The sequence below is a fragment of the Amycolatopsis sp. NPDC101161 genome, assembly GCF_044768185.1.
In the GTDB taxonomy this organism is placed as follows: Bacteria; Actinomycetota; Actinomycetes; order Mycobacteriales; family Pseudonocardiaceae; genus Amycolatopsis.
Map to the genome: position 1 here is coordinate 752299 of NZ_JBIWPI010000007.1, position 25193 is coordinate 777491.

General features: G+C 73.2%; 8 protein-coding genes. 4 read left to right on the forward strand and 4 right to left on the reverse strand.

Annotated features, from left to right (window positions below; translation table 11 throughout):
- Positions 1-35: 35 nt before the first annotated feature.
- The 4 genes from ACIRSS_RS46280 (at position 36) to ACIRSS_RS46295 (ending at position 5247) form a co-directional block, all read left to right on the forward strand.
- Positions 36-893: a hypothetical protein gene (locus tag ACIRSS_RS46280; protein ID WP_400907635.1), complete on the forward strand. Its 858-nt coding sequence runs from the start codon at positions 36-38 to the stop codon at positions 891-893.
- A gap of 53 nt (positions 894-946) precedes the next feature.
- Positions 947-2611 carry an ABC transporter ATP-binding protein gene (locus ACIRSS_RS46285; RefSeq protein ID WP_400907637.1) on the forward strand — a complete coding sequence of 555 codons (1665 nt, stop codon included), beginning with the start codon at positions 947-949 and terminating at the stop codon, positions 2609-2611.
- Positions 2608-4359: an ABC transporter ATP-binding protein gene (locus tag ACIRSS_RS46290; protein ID WP_400907638.1), complete on the forward strand. Its 1752-nt coding sequence runs from the start codon at positions 2608-2610 to the stop codon at positions 4357-4359. Before ACIRSS_RS46285 ends, ACIRSS_RS46290 begins: the two co-directional genes overlap by 4 nt.
- 279 nt (positions 4360-4638) lie before the next feature.
- Complete coding sequence (locus ACIRSS_RS46295; RefSeq protein WP_400907640.1) at positions 4639-5247, forward strand: dihydrofolate reductase family protein; 609 nt, start codon at positions 4639-4641, stop codon at positions 5245-5247.
- Positions 5248-5296: 49 nt separating this feature from the next.
- Here ACIRSS_RS46295 and ACIRSS_RS46300 read toward each other — a convergent pair whose 3' ends face one another.
- From ACIRSS_RS46300 to ACIRSS_RS46315, 4 genes are all read right to left on the reverse strand, one after another.
- Positions 5297-5506, reverse strand: coding sequence for an MbtH family protein (locus tag ACIRSS_RS46300; RefSeq protein ID WP_400907643.1), 210 nt, complete (start codon positions 5504-5506; stop codon positions 5297-5299).
- Positions 5507-5516: 10 nt separating this feature from the next.
- Positions 5517-6539 carry an ABC transporter substrate-binding protein gene (locus ACIRSS_RS46305; protein WP_400907645.1) on the reverse strand — a complete coding sequence of 341 codons (1023 nt, stop codon included), beginning with the start codon at positions 6537-6539 and terminating at the stop codon, positions 5517-5519.
- Positions 6540-6607: 68 nt separating this feature from the next.
- On the reverse strand, positions 6608-7024 hold the full coding sequence (gene panD / locus ACIRSS_RS46310; RefSeq protein ID WP_400907648.1) for an aspartate 1-decarboxylase: 417 nt from the start codon (positions 7022-7024) through the stop codon (positions 6608-6610).
- A gap of 2 nt (positions 7025-7026) precedes the next feature.
- The gene (locus tag ACIRSS_RS46315) at positions 7027-25140 is read right to left on the reverse strand and encodes an amino acid adenylation domain-containing protein (protein ID WP_400907651.1); all 18114 of its coding nucleotides are present in this window, start codon (positions 25138-25140) and stop codon (positions 7027-7029) included.
- Positions 25141-25193 lie beyond the last annotated feature (53 nt).

Here is a 25193-nt window from a genome sequence, read left to right on the forward strand (position 1 = left end):
GTACCCCACCGGACCGACAAAATAGAGTGATCGCCATGTGGTGGGGACTGCTCTGCGCGCTCGGCGCGGCGATCGCGTACGGCGTGGCTTCGGTGATGCAGTCGGTCGCCGCCAAAGCCGCGGACACCGGCACCGACAACTCCGGCGTCGACCCGAAGCTCCTGGTCCGCGTCCTGAAGCAGTGGAAATTCGTGCTCGGCCTGTCGCTCGACGTCCTCGGGTTCGTCGCGCAGATCGCCGCCCTGCACGTCCTTCCGCTGTTCGTCGTACAGGCGGCCCTAGCCGCCAGTCTCGCCGTCACCGCCGTCGCCGCGCGGTTCCTCGGCGTCCGGCTCGGGACGAAGGAGTGGGCGGCCGTCGCCGTCGTGTGCGCCGGGCTCGGACTGCTCGGCGCCGCCGCCGAGAGCGAAGGCTCCGATCCCGTCGGGCTCGGCTTCCGGCTCGGGCTGATCGGCGCCGTCGCCGTGCTGGCCGTGGCCGGGATCGCCGCCGGGAAGGCGGGCCGCCGCCTCCGGACGCCCGCGCTCGGGCTCGTCGCCGGGCTCAGCTTCGGCGTCGTCGCCATCGCCGGCCGGATCATCCCCAGCCTCGCCCCGCTGGACCTGCTCACCGACCCGGCCACCTACACCGTCGCGGTCGCGGGCGGCATGGCGATGCTCTTCTACGCGACGGCGTTGCAACGCGGCAGTGTCACCACGAGCACCGCGATGATGGTGCTCGGCGAGACGGTCTTCCCGTCGCTGGTCGGCGTGCTCGTGCTCGGCGACCGCACCCGGCCGGGGTTCGTGGTCGTCGCTCTCGCCGGGTTCGTCCTCGCCGTCGCCGCCGCGCTCGCCCTGGCCCGCTTCGGCGAGCCGGACACAAGTGAGACGAAGCCGACGGTCTCCCCGTAACTCCTTTACTTAGACTAGCCTTACCTATCCCACGACAGGACAGGGAGGCGCGGGTGCGCACGACCGGACGGGAAGTCCTCCGCCGTTCGATCGCCGGGCAACGACGATCGGTGGGCCTCGCGGCGCTGCTGACCGCGTGCCACCAAGGCGGTGAGGCGCTGGTGCCGGTGGTGATCGGCGTGGTGATCGACCAGGCCGTCGCCGGCGGCTCGGTCGGCACGCTGCTCCTCTGGCTCGCGGTGCTCGGCGCGCTCTTCGCGGTGCTGTCGACCAGCTACCGCCTCGGCGCCCGCTTCGGCGAGCGCGCCGCCGAACGCGCCGCCCACGACCTGCGGCTCGACGTCGGACGCCGGGTGCTGCACCCCGGCGGCGGCGCGGAGTCCCTCGCGGGCGAGCTCGTCAGCGTCGGGACGTCGGACGCGAAGCGCGTCGGCCAGGTCAACGGCGTCCTGCCGTTCGGCGTCGCCGGGCTGGCCGGGCTGCTGGTCAGCGCCGTCGTGCTGCTCACCATGAGCGTCCCGCTCGGCCTGCTGGTGCTGCTCGGCACGCCGCCGATGCTGTACCTCGCGCACCTGATCGGGAAGCCCCTGGAACGCCGAAGCGAGGCCGAGCAGGAACGCTCCGCGTTCGCCTCCGGCATCGCCACCGACCTCGTCGCCGGGTTGCGCGTGCTCAAGGGCGTCGGCGCCGAACGCGCCGCCGTCGACCGCTACCGCCGCACCAGCCAGGACTCGCTGAAGGCGACGCTGCGGGCGGCGCGCGCGCAGGCCTGGCACAACGGCGCGCTGCTCGCGCTGACCGGGATCTTCATCGCCCTCGTCGCGCTCGTCGGCGGGAACCTCGCGGCCGCGGGCGACATCAGCGTCGGCGACCTCGTCGCCGCGGTCGGGCTCGCGCAGTACCTGATCACGCCGTTCTCGATCTTCTCGTGGGTCAACGGCGAACTCGCCCAGGGCCGCGCGTCGGCCGCGCGGATCGCCGACGTCCTCAACGCACCACCCGCCGTCGACACCGGCGAAGCCACGCTGCCGACGCCCGCCGCGGGTCACGTCCGGCTGTCCGCGCTCGGCCGCGGCGCGCTGCGGGACGTCGGCTTCGAAGCGCGCCCGGGCGAATTGCTCGGCGTGGTCGCCACCGATCCGGCCGCCGCGACCGACCTCCTCGACTGCCTCGGCCGCGCCGCCGACCCGGCGACCGGCACCGTGACGGTCGACGCCGTCGATCTGTCCACTGTGGACCCCAACCGGGTCCGCGAGGTGGTGCTGGTGGCCGCGCACGACGCGGACCTCTTCGCCGGCACGGTCGCCGAGAACTGCGGGACCGGGCCGCTCGCCGAACCCGCGATGACCGCGGCCGCCGTCGACGAGGTGGCCGAGGCACTGCCGGACGGCGTCGCGACCGCCGTCAGCGAACGCGGGCGGTCGCTCTCGGGCGGGCAGCGGCAGCGGGTCGCCCTGGCCCGCGCCTTGGCGGTGGACGCGCCGGTGCTCGTGCTGCACGACCCGACGACCGCCGTCGACACCGTCACCGAGGCCCGGATCGCCGCGGGCCTGGCCGAGCTGCGGCGCGGCCGCACGACCATCCTCGTGACCACCAGCCCGGCGCTGCTCGCCGCGACCGACCGCGTCGTCCTCCTCGACGACGGGCGGATCGCCGGCGTCGGCAGCCACGCCGAGCTGGCCGGTCGCGCCGACTACCGGGCGGCGGTGCTGTCATGACCCGCGAACTCCTCCCCGTGGCCGACGGCCGCCGGATCCGCGCCGTCGTCGGCGAGCTCGCCGGCCGGTCGAAGGGCCGGGCCGCGGCCGCGTTCACGACTCTCGTCGCCGCGACGGCGATCGGGCTGCTCACCGCGCCCCTGCTCGGCCGGGTCGTCGACTTGGTCGCGACGCGCCACCCGGCGGCCGACCTCGTCACGCCCGTGGTGGGCCTGGTGCTGGTCGCGCTCGCCCAAGCGGTCGCGACGGCGATCGGCGTGTCGCTGGTGGCGCGGCTGGGCGAAGAGATCCTCGCCGAGCTGCGCGAACGCTTCGTCGAGCGAGCCCTCGGCCTGCCGCTCGACCAGCTGGAGCGCGCCGGGTCCGGCGACCTCACGACACGCGTGACGAACGACGTCTCGGTCGTCGCGGAAGCCGTCCGGCAGGCGCTGCCCGAGCTGGGCCGCTCGGTGCTGACGGTGGTGCTCACCCTGGGCGCGCTCGCGGTGCTGGACTGGCGGTTCCTGCTGGCCGCGCTGGTCGCCGTGCCGATCCAGCTGTGGACCGTCCGCTGGTACGTGCCGCGCGCGAAGCCGTTGTACGCGAGCCAGCGCGAGGCCGTCGGGGCGCAACAGCAGCAGCTGCTGGACACCATCGGCGGCGCGAAGACCGTCCGCGCGTTCCGGCTGGCGGACACCCACCTCGACCGGGTGCGTGCGCGGTCGGACGTCGCCGTCGACCTGGCCCTGCGCGGGATCCGGCTGGTGACGCGGTTCTACGCGCGGCTCAACCTGGCGGAGTTCGTCGGGCTGTCGGCCGTGCTCGCCATGGGGTTCCTGCTGGTCGGCGCGGACGCGGTGACGGTCGGCGTCGCGACGGCCGCGGCACTGTACTTCCACAGCCTCTTCGGCCCGATCACGACGGCGCTGGCCCTGGTCGACGACGCGCAGGCGGCCGCGGCCAGCCTCGCGCGGCTGATCGGCGTCGCGGACCTGCCCGCCGAAGCCGCGCCCGCCCAGCCGGCCCGGCCGGTGGACGCGTCGGTGAAGACGGCGGCGGCCGGGTATTCCTATGTGGACGGTCACCCGGTGCTGCGGGACATCGACCTCGGCGTCGCCCCCGGTGAACGGGTGGCGCTGGTCGGGGCGAGCGGCGCGGGCAAGACGACGCTGGCCAAGCTGATCGCGGGGATCCACGCGCCCACCACGGGCTCGGTCACCCTCGGCGGCGTCCCCTTGGAGGAGCTGGGACCGGAGGCGACCCGCCGGACGGTCGCGCTGATCAGCCAGGAGGTCCACGTCTTCGCGGGGCCCCTGTCCGATGACCTCCGCCTGGCGCGCCCGTCGGCGACCGACGCGGAACTCCGGGCGGCGCTGGCGAAGGTGGGCGCATTGTCCTGGGTGGACAGTCTGCCGGATGGCCTCGCCACGGTCGTCGGTGAAGGCGGCCACCAGCTGACGGTGACGCAGGCCCAGCAGCTCGCCCTGGTCCGGCTGGTGCTGGCCGACCCGCCGATCGCGATCCTCGACGAAGCCACGGCGGAGGCGGGCAGCGCGGGCTCCCGGGTCTTGGAGTCGGCGGCCGCCGCGGCGCTGGAAGGACGCACGGCGCTGGTGGTGGCCCACCGGTTGACCCAGGCGGCGGCGTCGGACCGGATCGTGGTCCTCGACGCGGGCGCGGTGGTGGAGTCCGGAACGCACGACGAACTGGTCGAGGCGGGCGGCCAGTACGCGAAGCTGTGGGCGGCCTGGTCAGGCCAGCGCGCCTGACGCGACATCCGTGAGCGCGCAGCCGCCGATCCCGGGTGCGCCTCGGCCGGCACGGCGGCGGCTTTCGGGACGATCGTGGCCGGCGTGGACGCGTTGGCGGCCAGCCGGACCAAGCCCGCCTGCAGGCCGACCTGCGCCGCCGGCTCGGTGGCCGCCGCGTCGACCCGGCCCTCGATCTCCGCCGCGCGGTGGGCCGGCAGCCGGCCTTCCGGGGTCAACCGGATACCGCGGCCGAGTCGGCATTGGACGTCCTGCGTCGAACGCAGCAAGCTGGTGCCCATGACGAAGGTGACCTGCGACCTCACGATCTCGCTCGACGGCTACGCCGCCGGGATCAACCAGACCGAGCAGCGCCCGTTCGGCGACGACGGCGGTGACGGCTGGGGCGACAAGCTGCACGCCTGGTTCGGCGAAGGCGCCGAGGAGCACCCCGACGAGTTCGCCCGCATGATGACGGCGAAGGCGTTCATCATGGGCCGCAACATGTTCGGCCCGGTGCGCGGCGAATGGGACCGGCAGTGGAAGGGCTGGTGGGGCGACAACCCGCCGTACCACGGCCCGGTCTTCGTGCTCACGCACCACTCGCGCGAGCCGCAGCCGATGGACGGCGGCACCACCTTCCACTTCGTCACCGAGGGGATCGAAGCGGCGTTCGAACGCGCCCGCGAAGCGGCCGGCGACGGGGACATCTCCATCCACGGCGGCGCGCGGACCGTCAACCAGTACCTCGCCGCCGGGCTGATCGACGAGATCCGGCTGCACGTCGTCCCGCTCATGCTCGGCGCCGGCTCACGGCTGTTCGACGGCGTCCCGCCCCTGGATCTCGAGCAGTTCGAGGTGCGGGCGGCGAAGTCGGTCACGCACCTGATCTACCGCGTCCGGCACTGAAAACGCCGGGAACCCGCGGGCTCCCGGCGTCGGCAGAACAGAAAGGAACTCAGTCGTCCATGGCGTCGGCCAGGGACTTGGGCCGCATGTCCGTCCAGTTCGCTTCCACGTGGTCCAAGCACTCCTGGCGCGCCGCCGGGCCGAACGCGACCGTCCAGCCCGCCGGCACGTCGACGAACTCCGGCCACAGGCTGTGCTGGTTCTCCGCGTTCACCAGCACCAGGTACGTGCCGGACGGGTCTTCGAACGGGTTGGTCATGCGGGCCTCCTCAGGCGGTGATGTCCGTGCGGGCGCCGGTGACGACCTCGGTCAGCTTCCGGATGACCGGGGCCGCGAGCACCGGGTTGAACCGGGGTTCGGTCGACCAGTCGGCGAGCTGGCCCGCCTTGACCGCGGGCAGCTGCGCCCACGTCGGGATCGCCGCCAGCTGCTGGCGCGACAGCGCGTACGTGCGGCTGTCGGTCAGGATCAGGTCGGCCGGGTACTTGCCCGCCTGCTCCCAGCTGAGCGTCTCGAAGTAGTCGTCCGAGCCGGCGCCGTTGATGATGTCCAGGCCCAGGTCGCGGTAGTACGCCAGGTCCGCGAAGAACTCCGGCTTGCAGACGTAGAGGTTGTCCTTGTCGCTGGACACCACGAGCACCTTGAGGCCCGGCTTGGCCTTGATCGCCGCCTTCAGGTCGTCGGACGCCTTCCGGAAGTCGTCTTTGCCCTTCTTGATGACGTCGGAGTTCGGGTCACCGCCGAGGGCCACCGCGAGCTGCTCGTAGCGCTCGATCACCTTCGGCAGCGTGACCTTGTACTCCGACAGCGCGACGATCGGCGCGACCTGCTGGACCTTGGTGCCCACGTCGTCCTTGAGCACCCACAGGTCGGTCGGCTTGGCGCCGGTGAGGCCGGTGATCACCAGGTCCGGCTTGGTGGCCGCGAACTTCTCCATGCTGAAGTCGTCCCAGGCGTTGCCGATCGAGGTGACGGAGCCCAGGTCGATGTTGCCCGCCTGGATCTCCTTGCCGCCGTCGGCCGTCTTCTGCGGGCCGAACACGCCGACCGGGCGGACGCCGTAGTCCCACAGCGCGGCGGCGGAGCTGACGTAGGCCACGACACGCGTCGGACGCTGGTCCCGCGACACCTTCCGGCCGCGGTCGTCGGTGAACTCCCAGGGGCCGGAAGAAGCGGCGGGCTTGTCGTCGCCACTGCCGCACGCGGTGAGGGCGACGGTCGCCGCGAGGCCACCGGCCCCGATCAGGAATCCACGCCGGCTGAGCCCGGCAGCGCCTTGGAACACGGACATGAGAACCTCTCGACGACCTTTTAGGATAGGCACACCTTATTTAGGGCAGCCTGGCAAAAGCAACTGTGTCAGCGCCCACCCCGACCGGAGAGCTGGGCTTCCGCGCCGGGCACCGGCTCGGCCGGGTCGTGTCCCAGGTGGATCTGGCGGTTGTCCGCGTCCACGTGCACCACGCGCGGCCGGTGACCCGCGCGCTCGGCCTCGTCGACCTGCGCGTAGGTGATGATGATGACGAGGTCGCCGGGGTGCACCAGGTGCGCGGCCGCGCCGTTGACGCCGATCACGCCGGTGCCCGGCTCACCGGTGATGGCGTAGGTCTCCAGGCGGGCGCCGTTGGTGATGTCGACGACCTGGACCCGCTCGCCCTCGACGATGTCCGCGGCGGCCATCAGGTCGGCGTCGATGGTCAGCGAGCCGACGTAGTGCAGGTCGGCCTGCGTGACGGTGGCGCGGTGGATCTTGGCGTTCATCAGGGTGCGGTGCACGTCTACCTCACGTCTCGGGTCACGGTGTCTTTCGGGGGTCCCGGGTGGCGGAGCCCCCGGCCCGGGGCGGAGCCCCGGATTTCACACAGCGCGGCGAGGCCGGCCGCCGTGGGGGTGCGGAAGAACTCGGCGATCGGGAGATCGGTCCCGAGCCGCTCGGTGATCCGGTCGCGCAGGACCACGAGCAGCATCGAATGCCCGCCGAGGGCGAACAGGTCGTCGTCGGCACCGACCGCGCCGACGTCCAGGACCTCGGCGAAGATCTCGCAGAGGGTCTTCTCCAGGGGTGTTTCCGGCGCCCGGCCCCGGGTTTCGAACTCCGGCACCGGCAACGCGGCCTTGTCGAGCTTCCCGTTGGGCGTCACGGGGAACGCGTCGAGCGGGACGATCGCCGCGGGCACCATGTACTCGGGCAGCGAGCGGGCCACGAACTCCCGCAGCCGCACCGGGTCCGCCGTCGCCGGGGTCGTGTAGGCGACCAGGCGCTTGTCCCGGTCCTCGCGGACGACGACGAGCGCCTGCTCGACGTCGTCGTGGCGGGTCAGGGCCGTCTCGATCTCCCCCGGCTCGATCCGGAAGCCGCGGACCTTGACCTGGTCGTCGGTGCGGCCGAGGTACTCGAGCTGCCCGTCCGGCCGCCACCGCACGAGGTCGCCGGTGCGGTACATCCGCTCCCCCGGCGGCCCGAACGGGTCGGCCACGAACCGCTCGGCGGTCAGCGCGGACCGGCCGTGGTAGCCGCGGGCCAGCCCGGCGCCGGCCAGGTACAGCTCGCCCGGCACGCCGGCCGGGACCGGGGTCAGGCCGCCGTCGAGGACGTACGCGCGGGCGTTGTGCACCGGGCGCCCGACCACCGGCCGGTCGGCATCGGCGAAGCGGCCGACCAGAGCGTCCACAGTGGCCTCGGTCGGGCCGTAGAGGTTGTACGCCGCGGTGCCCGGCATCGACCGCAGCTGCTCCCACAACGTCTGGGAAACGGCTTCGCCGCCGACGCCGACGACCCCGAGGGCGCACTTCCCGTCTTCGACGACGCCGGCCGCGGCCAGCTGCGCGAAGTGCGACGGCGTCAGCTCGAGGAAGTCGAGCCCGCGCTCGCGCACCACCGCCGCCAGCCGGTCGGGGTCGCGGCGGGTGTCGTCGTCGACGACGTGCACCTCGTGCCCGTCGAGCAGCCACAGCTGCGGCTGCCAGGACGCGTCGAAGAAGAACGCCCACGCGTGCCCGACCCGCAGCCGGCGCCCGCCCGCCGCGGCGACCGCCGGGCGGTAGAGCGTCTCGCGGTGGCTGTGGAACAGGTTCACCAGCCCGGAATGCGGGATGACGACCCCCTTGGGCTTGCCCGTCGAGCCGGACGTGTAGAGCACGTACGCCGGGTTCGCGGGCGACGGCGGCGTCAAAGCCGCGTCACTGTCCACAATGTCCTCGACGAACAGCGCTCCGGGAACCCGCGAAGCCAGCGAACGGCTGGTGAGCACCAGCGTCGCCCCGGCGTCGGCGAGGATCGCCGAGATCCGGTCGGCCGGCTGGTCCGGGTCCACCGGCAGGTACGCCGCACCCGTCTTGAACACGCCGAAGATCGCCTCGACGACCTGAGCCGAGCGCGGCAGCACCAGCGCCACGACCCGCTCCGGACCCGCTCCCCGCGAGGCCAGCCACCGGGCCAGGCGGTCGGTCCGCGCCGCGAATTCGGCGAACGTCACGCTGCCGGAAGCGTCGCTCAGCGCCGTCGCGCCGGGTGTCGCGGCCACCTGCGCCGCCAGCCGGTCGACGACCGTGGGCGCCGAGGTCGTCAGCGGCTCGCCCGCACCCCAGTCGCGCTGGATCCGGTGCCGCTCGGCGGGTTCGAGGACGTCGATCCGGCTCAGCGGCCGGTCCGGGTCCGCGACGACGGCCGTCATCAGCCGGACCAGGCGCTCGGTGAGCGTCCGGGCGGTCGGCTCGTCGAACAGGTCGAGGCTGAACTCGAGGTCGCCTTCGATGCCGCCGGGCGTCTCCACGAGGTCGAACGACAGGTCGAACTTCGCCTGCCGCAGCCCGGTGTCGCGGTAGGCCGCGTTGACGCCGAGCAGCCGTTCCGGCTCCGAACCCGAGTGGTAGACGGCCAGCATGACCTGGAACAGCGGGTGCCGCGCGAGAGACCGGGCCGGGTTGAGCAGCTCGACGAGGTGCTCGAACGGCAGGTCCTGGTGGGCGTACGCGGCCAGGTCGGCCTCCCGGACGCGGTCCAGGAGGCCGCGGAACGTCGGGTCGCCGCCGGTGTCGGTGCGCAGGACGAGCGTGTTGACGAAGAACCCGGCCAGGTCCTCCAGCGCGTGGTCCGTCCGGCCCGCGACGGGCGTGCCGAGCGGGATGTCGGTGCCCGCGCCGAGCCGGGTCAGCAGCGCCGCGAGGGCGGCCTGCAGCACCATGAACGTGCTGGTGTCGCTGCCGTGGGCCAGCTCGCGAAGTCCGTTGTGGACGTCCGCGGGCACGGTGAACGGCACGGCGGCGCCGCGGTTCGTGGAGCGTGCCGGGCGGGGCCGGTCCGCGGGGAGCGCCAGCTCGTCCGGGATCCCGGCGAGGGTGTCCCGCCAGAACGCGGCTTGCCGGCCGAGGATGCTGTCCGGGTCGTCGGCCCGGCCGAACATCTCGCGCTGCCAGAGCGTGTAGTCCGCGTACTGCACGGGCAGCGGTGTCCACTGTGGACGCTCGCTGCGCAGCCGGGCGGCGTACGCGGTGTCGAGGTCCCGCTTCAGGGGTGGCAACGACCACCCGTCGCCCGCGATGTGGTGCACCAGCAGCACGAACACGTGTCGCTCCGGCCCGGCCGACACGAGCGTCGCGCGGACCGGGATTTCGGCGTCCAGGGTGAAGCAGTACGACGCCGCCGCCGTGACGCTCTCGTCGAGGTCGGCCGACGTCTCCGTGACCAGCACCGGCCGCGCGCGGGCGTCACCCGCGTCCAGGACGACCTGCCGGGGTGTGCCGTGATCCTCGGCGAGAATCGTGCGCAGGACCTCGTGCCGGGCGACGACGTCCCCCAAAGCCGCCTGCAGCGCCTCGGCGTCGACCGGTCCGGTCAGCTCCCACGCCCACGGGATGTTGTAGGTCGCGCTCGGCCCGTCGAGGCGGTCGAGGAACCACAGGCGCTGCTGGGCGAACGACAGCGGCAGCACCTCGGGCCGCTGGACCGGCACGAGCGCCGGACGGCTTTCCCGGCCCGGGTCGAGGAGCTCGGCGAGCCGGGCCGGTGTCGGCGCGTCGAACACCGCCCGGATCGGGACCTCGACGCCGAGCAGCGCGCGGATCCGGCTGACCAGCCGCGTCGCGAGCAGCGAATGGCCGCCGAGGGTGAAGAAGCCGTCGTCCGGGCCGACCTGCGCCACGCCGAGGACGTCGGCGAAGAGGTCGCACAGCGCCTGCTCGGCCGGCGTCCGCGCGACGCGGCCCGAGGTCCGGATCTCCGGGTCGGGCAGGGCGGCGCGGTCGAGTTTGCCGTTGGCGTTCACCGGCAGTTCCGGCAGGACGACGATCGCCGAGGGAACCAGGTGGTCCGGCAGTCGTTCGGCGAGCCGCGCCCGCAGCGCGGCCGGGTCCCCGGACGGCGCGACGTAGGCGATCAAGGCGCCGGAGCGGGCGATGACGACCGCGCGGGAGACGGAGGCGTCGGCCGTCAACGCGGCTTCGACTTCGCCCGGCTCGACGCGGAAGCCGCGGATCTTGATCTGCTGGTCGGCGCGGCCGAGGAACTGGAGGGCGCCGTCGGAGCGGCGGCGGACGAGGTCGCCGGTGCGGTACATCCGCTCCCCCGCGTCGAACGGCGACGCGACGAACCGTTCGGCGGTGAGCGCCGGACGGCCGAGGTAGCCCCGGGCGAGCCCGGCACCGGCCAGGTACAGCTCGCCGCGGACGCCCGGCGGCACCGGCCGCAACGCGGCGTCGAGGACGTATGCGCGGGTGTTCGCGACGGGGCGGCCGATGGCAACCGGCCCGCACTCCTGCGCGAGGCTGTCACCGGCGACCTCCGAGCAGCCGTACAGGTTGACGAGTTTCGCCGATGGCCACCGCCGCCGCACCTTCTCCGCGAGGGCGGGGGAAAGCGGCTCACCACTGGTGATCCACGTCGTGACGGCCTCGAACGCGTCGGCCGGACCGTCCTCGGCGAAGCTCTCCAAGAGGCTCGGCACCACGGTCAGCACCTGGGCGCCGGACGTGCGGACGAGTTCGGCGAGCGCGTGCGGGTCGGTCGCCGTGGCGTCGTCGGCGAGGACGACCGGGTCGCCCGCGACGAGCCCGCCGAGCAGCTCGGTCGAGCCGTCGATGAAGGTCAGCGCGCTCTTCGCGACGCGCACGCCTTCGGCGAGGCCGCGCCCCCAGTGCAGCCGGTTGGCCAGTGCCCGCTGGGTACCGGCGACCGCCTTCGGGCGTCCGGTCGAGCCGGACGTGAAGATCACGTACGCCGGGTGGTCCGGGGGAATCGACGGCCACACCGGTTCAGGCCCGGTGTCGCCGGGCCGGACCAGCCGGTCTCCGAAGCCACCGTCCGCGATGACCAAGTGCGGGTCGGCGTCGGTGAGCATCAGGTTGACGCGTTCGGCCGGGTGGTTCAGGTCGAGGGGCAGGTAGGCGGCGCCGGTCTTGAGCACCGCCAGCAGCGCGACGACGAGGTCGGCCGAGCGCGGCAGCGCGACCGCCACCACCCGTTCCGGTCCGGCACCGCGCGCGAGCAGGGCGCGGGCCAGTGTTGTCGCGCGGGCGTCCAGTTCGGCGTAGGTCAAGCGCTCGTCGCCGAACACCAGCGCGGTGGCGTCCGGGGTCCGGGCCACCTGGGCGGCGAACAGCTCCGCCGCCGTCTCCGCGGGCAACGGCGTCGCGGGGTCGGCGGCGAGCCGTTCGCGCTCGGCGGCGGTGAGCAGGTCGACCGCGCCGATCCGGGTGTCCGGGTCGGCCACGACGGCCCGCAGCAGCATCCGGAGCCGGTCGAGGATGGCTTCGACGCTCGCGCGGTCGAAGACGTCGCTGTTGTACTCCGCGGTGCCGCGGATGCCGGTCTGGTTGCCCGGGCGCTCCCCGACGAAGAACGTCAGGTCGGCGCGGGCGGTGCCGGTGCGGACCGGTTTCTCCGCGACGGTCAGGCCGGGCAGCGCGAGGTCGGCGACGGCGTTGTTCTGCCAGGCCAGCATCGTCTGGAACAGCGGGTGGTAGGACAGCGACCGCGCCGGGTTGAGCGCTTCGACCAGGCGCTCGAACGGGACGTCCTGGTGGGCGTAGGCGTCGAGGCTGCGGTCGCGCACGCGGGCGACGAGGTCGCGGAACGTCGGGTCGCCGCCGGTGTCCACGCGCAGCACCAGGGTGTTGACGAAGAAGCCGACGAGGTCGTCGAGCGCCTGGTCGGTGCGGCCGGCGATGGACGTGCCGAGCGGGATGTCGGTCCCCGCGCCGAGCCGGGTGAGCACGGCGGTGAGGCCGGCGTGCACGACCATGAACACGCTGGCGCCGCAGGCGCGGGCCAGCTCGACGAGTCCACTGTGGAGGTCGGCGTCCCAGCCGAACGCGAACTGCTCGCCCCGGTAGGACGCTTCGGCCGGGTGCGGCCGGTCGGTGGGCAGCTCGATCCGTTCCGGCAGGCCGGCGAGGGTGTCCCGCCAGTAGGCCAGCTGCGGCTCGATCACCGGCTCGCCGAGGACGTCCCGTTGCCACAGCGTGTAGTCCGCGTACTGCACCGGCAACGGCGTCCACTGTGGAGCTTCTCCGGCCTGCCGTGCGGTGTAGGCGGTCGCGAGGTCGCGCCACAAGGGCGCGGTCGACCAGCCGTCCGAGGCGATGTGGTGGAACACCAGCACGAGGACGTGCTCCTGCGCACCGAGCCGCAGCAGCTCGGCCCGCAACGGGATCTCGGATTCCAGCCGGAACACCGTGTGGGCCACTTCGGACACGGCATCGGCGAGCGTCGCCTCGGTGACCGTGCGGGTCGGCAAGGGGATCGCGACGCCGTCGAGGATCCGCTGCCGGGCTTCGCCGTCGATTTCCGGGAAGACCGTGCGCAGGGCTTCGTGGCGTTCGACCACATCGGACAGAGCGAGCGTCAGCGCGGAGACGTCGAGTTCGCCGCTCAGCCGGACCGCCGTCGGCATGTTGTACGTCGCCGACGGGCCTTCCAGGCGGTGCAGGAACCACAGCCGCTGCTGGGCGAACGACAACGGCAGCACGGCCGGTCGCGGCTCGACGCGGGCCAGCGCGGGCCGCGCGGCCGAGGAGTCCGAAGTGGACAGCAGCGCAGCGAGCCCCGCGACCGTCGGTGTCTCGAAGACCGAGCGCACCTGCAGCTCGACGCCGAACACCGCGCGCACCCGCGCGACCAGGCGCGTCGCCATGAGCGAATGCCCGCCCAGCGCGAAGAAGTCGTCGTCGACGCCGATCGACGCGGTGTCGAGGACTTCGGCGAACAGTCCGCAGAGGACTTCTTCGACCGGGGTGCGCGGTGCGCGACCGGCGGTGACGGCCTGCTGGTCCGGGCTCGGCAGCGCTCGGCGGTCGAGCTTGCCCGAGGCGAGCAGCGGCAGCCGGTCCAGCACGACGAACGCCGACGGCACCATGTACTGCGGGAGCCGGTCGCGGACGTGGGCGCGCAGGGCCGAAACCAGGGCGCTGGTGTCGCGTTGCCCGGCCGGGTGGTTGCCCAGCGTCTCCAGCGCGGCCCGGACCGGCTTGCCCCGGTAGATCCGCGTCGGCTCGCCGGTGGTGAACACGACTTCGAGGAAGCCTTGCTGCGCCGGGGCCGCGTAACAGCCGAGCTCTTGCAGCTTCTCGATGTCCACACCGGACGGCTCGGCCGCCAAAGCGGACAGCGCGGCGTCGGCGTCGCCCTCGGCGAGCGCGGCGACGGCGGCCAGCTCACCGGACAGCCGCGCGTCCGGCACCCCCGTGACCCGGAGGCGGGCCGGGCGCTCGGCCAGCAGCAGCTCCAGCTCGTCGAGCGACGTGAACGGGACGACGGTTTCCTCGACCGCGGCCGGCTTCGGCGCCTTCCGCAGGACGACGTCGTACCGGTGCCGGGTCAGCTCGTTGTGCGCATGACCGCGCTTCATCCGGAGATCCACGTCGTCGAAGCCGTCCAGTTCACGGGCCAGCGCCGCGAAGAAGTCCGGGTCCAGCAGCAGCTCGCCCTCGCGGGCGATCGCCTGGTCGACGGCGGCCGTGGTCCGGCGGCCGTGGCGCAGCTCGGTCGCCGTCCGGAACGCGCGCAGCGAGCGCAGGTTCCGGATGTCACCCAGGAAGATCACCCCGCCCGGGGCGACCCGCGCGGCGGCCGTGCGGATGACCTCGGCGAGGTAGCCGACGCTCGGGAAGTACTGCGCGACCGAGTTGATGATCACCGTGTCGAACGGCTCGTCCGGCAGTTCGCCGAGGTCGTGCGCCGGGCGGGCCGCGAGGTGGACCTGGCCCGCGAACGACGTCGAAGCGAGTTCACGCCGCAGGTTGGCGATCGCCTGCTCCGACAGGTCGACGCCCCAGTACTCCTCTGCATCCGGCGCGATCCGGGACAGGATGAGCCCCGAGCCGACGCCGATTTCGAGAACGCGCTTCGGCCGCAGCGACCGGATCCGCTCGATCGTCGCCGCGTGCCACTCGCGCATCTCGTCGAGGGGGATCTCGGAGCCGTCGTAGCTGGAGTTCCAGCCGGTGAAGTTCTCCTCCAGCCCGCCGGACGCCGCTTCGGTGAACACGTTCTCGTGCAGCTCACGCCACTCGCCGACGTGGTCCAGCTCCGCCTCCTCGTCGCGGCCGGCGGCCGGGACGGCGTAGGCGATGAGCCGCCCGTCCCGCGCGATCACCACGGACTGGCCGACGGCCGGGTGCTCGGCGATGACGGTCTCGATCTCGCCGGGCTCGATGCGGTAGCCGCGGATCTTGACCTGGTCGTCCGCGCGGCCCAGGAACACCAGCCGCCCGTCCGGCAGCCACTTCACCAGATCACCCGTGCGGTAAAGCCGGCCACCGTCACCGAACGGGTCCGCGACGAACCGCTCCGACGTCAGCGCGGGCCGGCCGAGGTAGCCGCGCGCCAGGCCGGAGCCGGCCAGGTACAGCTCCCCCACCACGCCGGGCGGGACCGGCCGCAGCCCGGCGTCGAGCACGTACGCCCGGGTGCCGGGGTCGGGGACGCCGATCGGCACGACGGTCGCGTCCGCCAGTTCGACGGGGTCGCTCTCGCCGAGCGTCGAGTTGGTGGTCGCCTCGGTCGGGCCGTAGGCGTTGAACATCCGCCGTCCCGGCGCCCACCTTTTGACCAGTTCCGGCGACACGCGCTCGGTGCCGGCCAGCAGCACGCTGTCGCGCGGGAGGTCGCACTCCGCGGGCATGGCGTCGAGCAGCGCGGGCGGCAGGATCATGAAGTCCACGGCGTGCCGGTGCGCGTACTCGGTCAGCACGGGCCCGGCGACGCGCCGCTCGGCCGGGACGACGACCAGGCGGCCGCCGGACAGCAGGCCGAGGCAGAGATCCCAGAACGCGACGTCGAAGCTCGGCGACGCGAACTGCAGCACCCGGCTGTGCGGGCCGATCCCGAACCGCTGGACCTGGGTGGCCACGAGCTTGGCGACGCCCGAGTGCTGGAGGACGACACCCTTCGGCCGCCCGGACGAGCCGGACGTGTAGATCACGTAGGCGGCGTTCTCCGGCTTCACCACGACGTCGGGGTCCACTGTGGACATCGTGGCGAGCGTCGGGTCGTCCAGGAGCACGCGCGGGACGTCCGCGGGCAGCTTGGCGTCGATCTCCCGCGTCGTCACGACGCAGACCGGGCGCGCGTCCTCGACCATGTAGGCGATCCGGTCGCCGGGGTAGTCGACGTCGACCGGCAGGTAGGCGGCGCCGGCCTTGAGCACGGCCAGTTCGGCGATGATCATTTCGAGCGACCGTGGGACGGCCAGCGCGACCACCCGCTCGGGCCCGGCGCCGCGGTCGAGCAGCAGGTGCGCGAGCCGGTTCGCGCGGGCGTTCACCTCGGCGTAGGTCAGCTCGACGGCCTCGAAGACGAGCGCCACGGCGTCCGGCGCCTCGGCCACGCGGCGCGCGAACAGGGCCGGGAACGTCTCGGTGCCGGCGGGTTCCAGCGACCCCGCCCACTCGGTCAGGATCCGGTCGCGCTCGTCCCCGGCCAGAAGATCCAGGGCGCCGACCGGGCGGTCCGGCTCGGCCAGCGCCGCGCGCAGCAGCACTTCGAGGCGGCGCAGGATCGCGTTCGCGCCCGCGTGGTCGAAGACGTCGGCGTTGAACTCCAGCACGCCGGCGATCCCGGCCTCGCGTTCGGTGAGCGAGATCGACAGGTCGAACTTCGATGTCCCGGTCGTCACCGGGATCTCGGTGACGGTCAGGCCGGGCAGGGTGACCTCGGCCCGCGCGTTGTTCTGGCCGGCGATCATCACCTGGAACAGCGGGTGGTAGGACAGCGAGCGCGCCGGGTTGAGCACCTCGACCAGGCGCTCGAACGGGACGTCCTGGTGGGCGTAGGCGTCGAGGTTCCGCTCGCGGACGCGAGCCACCAGGTCGCGGAAGGTCGGCTCGCCGCCGGTGTCGACGCGCAGGACGAGGGTGTTGACGAAGAACCCGACGAGGTCGTCGAGCGCGGGGTCGGTGCGGCCGGCGATGGGTGAGCCGATCGGGACGTCGGTGCCCGCCCCCAGCCGGGTGAGCAGGGCGGCCAGCGCCGCGTGCACGACCATGAACACGCTCGCACCGGACTCGCGGGCCAGCTCGGTCAGGCGGGTGTGGAGGTCCGCGTCCCAGGTGAAGGTGTGCAGCTCGCCGCGGAAGGTCGCGGTCGCCGGGTGCGGCCGGTCCAGCGGCAGCTCGATGCGGTCGGGCAGGCCGTCGAGGGTGTCGCGCCAGTAGTCCAGCTGAGTACTGAGGACGCTGTCCGGGTCGTCCTCGCTGCCGAGCAGGTCCCGTTGCCACAGCGTGTAATCCGCGTACTGCACCGGCAATAGCGTCCACTGTGGAGTCTCGCCGGCGCGGCGGGCGGCGTAGGCCGTGGCGATGTCGCGCCACAGCGGGGCCATCGACCAGCCGTCGGAGGCGATGTGGTGGAACACCAAGGCCAGGACGTGCTCGCGGTCGTCCAACCGCAGCAGCTCCACGCGCATCGGCGCTTCACGCTCGAGGTCGAACGAACCGCGCACGAGCCGGGTCAGTTCGGCGTCGAGGTCGGTGACGTCCCGCACCGGCAGTTCGACCTCGCCGGGCGCGAGGATGTCCTGATGGGGAACGCCGTCGTGCTGCGGGAAACGCGTCCGCAGGGCCTCGTGGCGGGCGACCACATCGGACAGTGCCTTGCGCAGCGCCTCGACGTCGACCTCGCCGTCCAGGCGCATGATCAGCGGGACGTTGTAGGTGGCCGACGGGCCTTCGAGGTGGTGCAGGAACCACAGCCGCTGCTGCGCGCCCGAGAGCGGCACCAGCGCCGGCCGCTCCACCGGGACGAGCGGCGGGCGCGCGGTTCCGGTGCCCGCGCCGACCAGCGCGGCCAGGCCGGCGGGGGTCGGCGTCTCGAAGACCGAGCGGACTTCCAGCTCGGCGTTCAGCGTCGTGCGGACGCGGGCGATCAGCCGGGTGGCCAGCAGCGAGTGGCCGCCGAGGGCGAAGAAGCTGTCGTCCGGGCCGACCCGCGGCAGGCCGAGGACGTCGGCGAACAGCTCGCACAGCTGCCGTTCGGCCGGGGTGCGCGGCTCACGGTCCGAGGTCGGTGCGACCGGATCGGGTGAGGGCAGGGCGCGGCGGTCGAGCTTGCCGTTGGCCGTCACCGGAAGCGCGTCGAGGACGACGATCGCCGAGGGCACCATGTGCTCGGGCAGCCGGTCGGCCGCGAGGGTCCGCAGGTCCGCGGTGAGCGTGCTGATCCGGCGGAAGCGGCCGGGGTTGCCGGTGTAGGACAGCAGCGGTCCGGTGCCCGGCCGGAAGGCGCCGGCGGGATCCCCGGTCGTGAAGAGGACGTCGACCGAGCCGTCGTCGGTCGCGGACCAGGTGACGACCGTGCGGTAGCCGTGCGCGTCACCGAATTCGTACCAGTCTTCGGGGTCCACCCCGCCCGGCGCGGTACGGCCGTTCGGAACGCGTTCGATCCGGCTCGGGCCGGCGACCTCGTCCACGGTGGACAGATCCGTGCCCCACACCAGTACGGGGACCTCGGCCGCCGCGGCCGAGCCGGGGCGCAGGACCACGTCGTAGCGGTACTGGGTCAACTCGTTGACCGCCCGGCCGCGCTTGACCCGGACGTCCGCGGTGACCTCGTCGAGCCCGGCGAAGAACTCGGGCGCGACGAGGAGCTCCTTCTCGCGCAGGAGCCGCTGCTCGACGTCACCCCCGCGCGCCTCGGCCACCGCGGTGTGGAAGGCCCGGACCTGGCGGAGGTCGCGGACGTCGCCGACGAACAGCGACCCACCCGGGGCGAGCAGCTCGAGGGCCCCGCGCAGCACCTCCAGCAAGTACGTCCCGCTCGGGAAGTACTGGACGACGGAGTTGAGCAGGATGGTGTCGAAGAATCCCGACGGCAGGCCGGACAGGTCCGCGGCGTCGCAGGTGCGCAGTTCGACGCGATCGGCGAGCGCGGGGTCGGCCTCGACCCGGCGGCCCAGCGACGCGATGACCTCGGCGGACAAGTCCGTGCCCCAGTACGTCTCGCACTGCGGGGCCAGCTCGGTCAGCAGCAGACCGGTGCCGACGCCGATCTCCAGCACGCGGCGCGGGTTCAGGTCGCGGATGCGCGTGACGATCGCGTCCCGCCACTCCCGCATCTCGGCCCGCGGGATCGGTTCGCCGGTGTAGCTGGAGTTCCAGCCCTCGAACTCGTCGTCGGTGGCCGCGTACATCGAGTCGTACAGCTCGCGCCACTCGCCGACCTGCTCGGTCTCTTCGTCGGACGAGCTTGCCGTATCGGCGGGCACGACGTACCCGACCAGGCGGACGTCGCCCGGCCGGTCCTCGCGGGCGACGACCACCGCGTGCGCGACGTCGTCGTGCGTGGCGAGGGTGGCCGCGATCTCGCCGGGCTCGACGCGGAAGCCGCGGATCTTGATCTGCTCGTCGCCGCGGCCCAGGAACTCGAGGACGCCGTCGGGGCGGAAGCGGGCCAGGTCGCCGGTCCGGTACATCCGGGAGCCCGGCGCGCCGAACGGGTCGGCGACGAACCGCTCGGCGCTGAGCCCGGGGCGCCCGAGGTAGCCGCGGGCGAGCTGGACACCGGCGAGGTACAGCTCCCCGGCGGTGCCCGGCGGCACCGGCCGCAACGCGGCGTCGAGGACGTAGGTCCGGGTGTTCCACACCGGACGTCCGATCGGGACGGTCGTGTCCTCGGTGGACGTTCGCCACGACGTGACGTCGACCGAGGCTTCCGTCGGGCCGTAGAGGTTGTGCAGCTCGGCGCCGAGGACCTCGCCGAACTGAGTGACGGCGTCGAGCGGCAGGGCTTCGCCGCTGCACAGGACCCGGCGCAGGCTGGTGCACTCCCCCGCCGCGGGTTCCTGCAGGAACACCTGGAGCATCGACGGGACGAAGTGGACGGTCGTGATCCCGCGTTCGCGGATCAGCCGGGCGAGGTAGCCGGGATCCTTGTGGCCGTCGGGGCGGGCCAGGACCTCGGTCGCACCGGTGACGAGCGGCCAGAGGAACTCCCACACGGAGACGTCGAAGCTCGACGGCGTCTTCTGCAGGACCCGGTCCTCGCCGGTCAGGCCGTATTCGGACTGCATCCACAGCAGCCGGTTGACGATGCCCTCGTTTGGCACGACGACACCCTTGGGGCGCCCCGTCGACCCGGACGTATAGATGACGTACGCCGGGTTCTCCGGGCGAAGGGCGACCTCGAGTGGCGCGTCCGAAACGCCTGCGACGGTCTCCGGGTCGTCCAGGAGCAGCGCCCCCGCGACGGCCGTCTCCGCCGTCGCGAGGACCAGGGCGGGCTGGGCGTCTTCGAGCATGAACGCGATGCGGTCGGCCGGGTAGCCCGGGTCGAGCGGCAGGTAGGCCGCGCCCGTCTTGAGCACCGCGAGGATGGCCGTGACCAGGTGCGTCGACCGCGGCAGCGCCAGTGCGACGACGCGCTCGGGCCCGGCGCCCCGCGCGGCGAGCACACGGGCGAGGCGGTTCGAGACGGCGTCCAGCTCGGCGTAGGTCAGCTCTTCGTCCTCGAAGACGAGAGCGGTAGCGTCCGGCGTCCGCGCGACCTGGGCGGCGAACAGCTCCGGCACAGTCACCGCGGGGACGTCTTCGACCGGGCCCGACCAGGTCGTTTCGAGGCCGTCACGCTCGGCCGGGGTGAGCACGTCGAGGCTTCCCAGGCGGCGGTCCGGGGCGGAGACGACCTGGCGCAGCAGGACTTCGAGGCGGCCGAGCAGGCCGGTCACGGTGGCGTGGTCGAACACCTCGGCGTTGAACTCGGCCTGCCCGTGGATGCCGTCGGCCCGCTCGGTGAAGGAGAACCAGAGGTCGAACTTGGCCGTGCCGGTGCCGACGGGCCGCTCGGTGACGGTCAGCCCGGGCAGCTCGACGCCGGCGCCGGGCGTGTTCTGCCAGGCCAGCATGGTCTGGAACAGCGGGTGGTGCGCGAGCGACCGCACCGGGTTCAGCGCCTCGACCAGCCGCTCGAAGGGGACGTCCTGGTGGGCGTAGGCGTCGAGGCTGCGTTCGCGCACGCGCGCCACGAGGTCGCGGAACGACGGGTCACCGCCGGTGTCGACGCGCAGGACGAGGGTGTTGACGAAGAACCCGACGAGGTCGTCCAGCGCGGGGTCGGTCCGGCCGGCGATCGGGGTGCCGATCGGGATGTCGGTGCCGCCGCCGAGCCGCGACAGCAGCGCCGTCAGGCCGGCGTGCACGACCATGAACGGGCTCGCGCCGCACGCGCGGGCGAGCGCGGTCAGCCCGGCCTGCAGGCCGGCGTCCCAGGTGAAGGTGAAGAACTCGCCGCGGTAGGCGGACACCGCCGGGTGCGGCCGGTCGAGCGGGAGCGGGATGCGTTCGGGCAGGCCGTCGAGGGCCCCGCGCCAGTAGTCGAGCTGCGCGGTCTCTTCCGCTTCGAGGAGTTTCCGTTGCCAGAGCGTGTAGTCCGCGTACTGCACCGGCAACGGCGTCCACTGTGGAGCGTCACCACGGAGCCGGGCGCGGTAGGCCGTGGCGATGTCCCGCCAGAGCGGGGTGAGCGACCAGCCGTCGGCGGCGATGTGGTGCAGGACGAGGACCAGCACGTGCCGCCGCTCGCCGACGGTCAGCAGCGCGGCCCGCACGGGGACTCCGGCGCCGAGGTCGAACACGCCGCGGACGAGTTCGTCCACTTCGGGCTCGGCACCCTCGCGGACGGTCAGCTCGACCGTGGGCTCGGCCAGGATCTCCTGGTACGGCACGCCATCGGCGGTCGGGAACACCGTCCGCAAGGCCTCGTGCCGGCCGACCACGTCGCGCAGTGCCGCCCGCAGCGCCTCGACGTCCAGCTCGCCGGCCAGCCGCATGACGAGCGGGACGTTGTAGGTCGCCGAGCCGCCTTCGAGACCGTGCAGGAACCAGAGCCGCTGCTGCGCGAAGGACAACGGCAGCCGCTCGGGCCGGTCGGCGACGCGGGTGAGCGGGCGCCGCTCGGTGCCGGTCACCGCGCCGGCGAGGAGGTCGGCGAGCGCGGCCGGGGTCGGCGCGTCGAACACCGCCCGAACCGGCACCTCGGCGCCGACGGCCGCGCGGATGCGCTGGATCAGCCGAGTGGCGAGCAGCGAATGTCCGCCGAGGGCGAAGAAGTCGTCGTCCGGGCCCGCCTGCGGCACGCCGAGGACGTCGGCGAACAGCTCGCACAGCAGCTGTTCGACGGGGTTGCGCGGCGCGCGTCCCGGCCCGGCCTCGAACCGCTCGGGGCTGGGCAGGGCCTTGCGGTCGAGCTTGCCGGAAGCCAGGACGGGCAGCTTGTCCAGCACGACGAACGCCGACGGCACCATGTACAGCGGCAGCCGGTCCCGCACGTGCGCGCGCAGCGACGCCACCAGCGCGCCGGTGTCCCGCCGCGCCGCCGGGTTGTTGGCGTACGACGCCGGGGTCCCGGATGACCGTCCGGAGCGGTAAGCCGGGCCGTCCTCCCCCCTCGAGAAGACGGCCTCCAGCACACCACCTTCGGCCGCCCAGGTCACCGCCACCCGGTAGCCGGCGCGCTCGCCGAGCCGGTGCAGGTCCTCCGGGTCGACGCCGTCGCGGCGCTCGAGCGCCGCGCGAGCAGCGTCCGGATCGCCGATGTCGAGGGCGCGCGCCGCCGCCAGCTCACCGGACACGCGCGCGTCCGGGATGCCGGTCACCCGCAGCCGGCTCGGCGTCTCGGTGGCCAGGAAGCGTTCCACCGCACCGAGATCGCCGAACGCGACGACCTGCTCGCCGGCCGGCTCGGGCTTCGGCGCCTTCCGCAGGACGACGTCGTAGCGGTGCCGCGTCAGCTCGTTGTGCGCCTGGCCGCGCTTCACCCACAGATCGACGTCGTCGAAGCCGTCGAGGTCCCGGGCGAGCGACGGGAAGAAGTCCGGGTCGAGGACCAGCTCGCCCTCGCGCGCGATCGCCTGGTCGACCGCCGCCACATCGGCGCGGCCGTGGCGCAGCTCGACGGCGGTGCGGAACGCGCGCAGCGACCGGAGGTTGCGTATGTCGCCGAGGAAGATGGTCCCGCCCGGCGCCAGCAGGCCGGCCGCGGTCCGGACGACCTCGGTGAGGTAGTCGACGCTCGGGAAGTACTGCGCGACCGAGTTGATGATGACCGTGTCGAACGGCTCGTCCGGCAGCTCGCCCAGGTCGTGCGCCGGGCGGGCGGCCAGGTGCACCCGGTCGGCGAACGGCGTCGCGGCGACCTCGCGCCGGACGTTCTCGATCGCGCTCTCGGAAAGGTCGACGCCCCAGTACGTTTCGGCGTCCGGCGCGATCCGCGAGAGGATGAGCCCGCTGCCGACGCCGATCTCCAGGACCCGCTTCGGCCGCAGCGACCGGATGCGGTCGATCGTCGCCGCGTGCCACTCCCGCATCTCGTCGAGCGGGATGTCGGAGCCGTCGTAGCTGGAGTTCCAGCCCGCGAAGTTCTCCTCGATGCCGGTGGACCCGGCGAGCATCTCCTCGTGGACGGCGTGCCACTCCTCGACGTGGCCCTGCTCGGCCTCTTGGTCGCGGTCGGGCAGCGGCACGGCGTAGGCGACGAGCCGGCCGTCCTGGGCGACGACGACCGACTGGCCGACGCGCGGGTGCTCGGCGAGCACCGACTCGATCTCGCCCAGCTCGATGCGGTAGCCGCGGATCTTGACCTGGTCGTCCGCGCGGCCCAGGAACACCAGCCGCCCGTCCGGCAGCCACTTCACCAGGTCACCGGTGCGATAGAGCCGGCCACCGTCGCCGAACGGGTCCGCGACGAACCGTTCCGACGTCAGCGCGGGTCGTCCGAGGTAGCCGCGGGCCAGACCGGAGCCGGCCAGGTACAGCTCGCCGACGACGCCGACCGGGGCCGGCGCGAGCGACGCGTCGAGGACGTACGCGCGGGTGCCCGGGTCCGGGACGCCGATCGGCACGGCCGAGCCGGGCGCGATCTCCGGGTCGCACAACCCTAGCGTCGAGTTGGTCGTGGCCTCGGTCGGGCCGTAGGCGTTGAACATCCGGCGGCCCGGCGCCCACCTTTTGACCAGTTCCGGCGACACGCGTTCGGTGCCGGCCAGCAGGACGCTGTCGCGCGGGAGGTCGCAGTCGTCGGGGAACTCGGCGAGCAGCGCGGGCGGCAGGATCATGAAGTCGACGCCGTGCGCGTGGGCGTAGCCGGCGAGTTCGGGGCCGGGCACGCGCCGGTCGGCGGGCACGACCACCAGGCGTCCGCCGGAAAGCAGGCCGAGGCAAAGATCCCAGAACGCGACGTCGAAGCTCGGCGACGCGAACTGCAGCACCCGGCTGTGCGGACCGACTCCGAACCGCCGGGACTGCGTCGCGACGAGCTTCGCGACACCCGCGTGGGACACCACGACACCCTTGGGCCGCCCGGTCGAGCCCGACGTGTAGATGACGTAGGCCGCGTTCGCCGGGACGATCGCCGCTGGTGGCTCGGTGTCCGGCGCCGACGCGAGGTCGAGGGCGTCGAGGAGGACCGGACTCTCGAAGTGCTCCGCCAGGTCACCGGTGGTCAGCACGCACACCGGGCGGGCGTCGCCGACCATGAACGCGATGCGCTCGGCCGGGTAGTCCGGGTCGAGCGGGAGGTAGGCGGCACCGGCCTTGAGCACGGCCAGCTCGGCCACGATCATCTCGACCGAGCGCGGCACGGCCAGTGCGACGACCCGTTCCGGCCCGGCGCCGCGGCCGATGAGAACGTGGGCGAGCCGGTTCGTGCGCGCGTCCAGCTCGGCGTAGGTCAGTTCCTCGTCCTCGAAGACGAGCGCCACAACGTCGGGTGCTTCCCGGACGCGGGCGGCGAACAGCTCCGGCAATGTCGCCAACGGCGTGTCGAGGTCGGTGTCGTTCCACTCTTCGAGGAGCTGCCGGAGTTCCGCCGCGCTCATCAGGTCCAGCCGGTCGACCGGCCACTGTGGACGCTGCCGCGCGTCGGCCAGGAGGTTCGCCAGGTGGCCTAGCATGCGGTCCACAGTGGACTCGTCGAGGACGTCGGCGCGGTAGTCGGCGACGAGTTCGCCGTCGCCGACCACCAGGTTCAGGTCGAGCGGGAGGTCCGTCTCGGCGCCGAAGCCGACGCTCACGAGCACCGATCCTCCACGACCGGGCTCCGGCTTCAGCTCGGCGACCAGCTCGTCGAAGGGGACTTCGTGCGCCAGTACCTCTTCGCGCGCGTCACGCACTCGCGTGACGACGTCGGCGAATCCGGGCGAGCCGCCGAGGTCGACCCGCAACGGCGTCAGCGAGCCAATGCCGAGGACGACGTCGGCGGTGCCCGCGTACCGGGACAGCAGCACGGCGAACCCGGCCAGGAGGGTCAGCTCGTCGGCGTCCGGCCGGGGCCGGGCCAGCCGGGCGCGGACGGGCTCCGCGGCGTACGGGCGGTCGACCGGCAGCGCGAGCTCCTTCGGCGCCGAGGCGAGGCGGTCACGCCAGAAATCCAGCTCCGCCACCTGCTGCACAGCGTCACCGTTGCTCACCGGTAGACCAGCCTCCCGCTGCTCAAGACGCCCGAACCGGGCATCGACTTAGG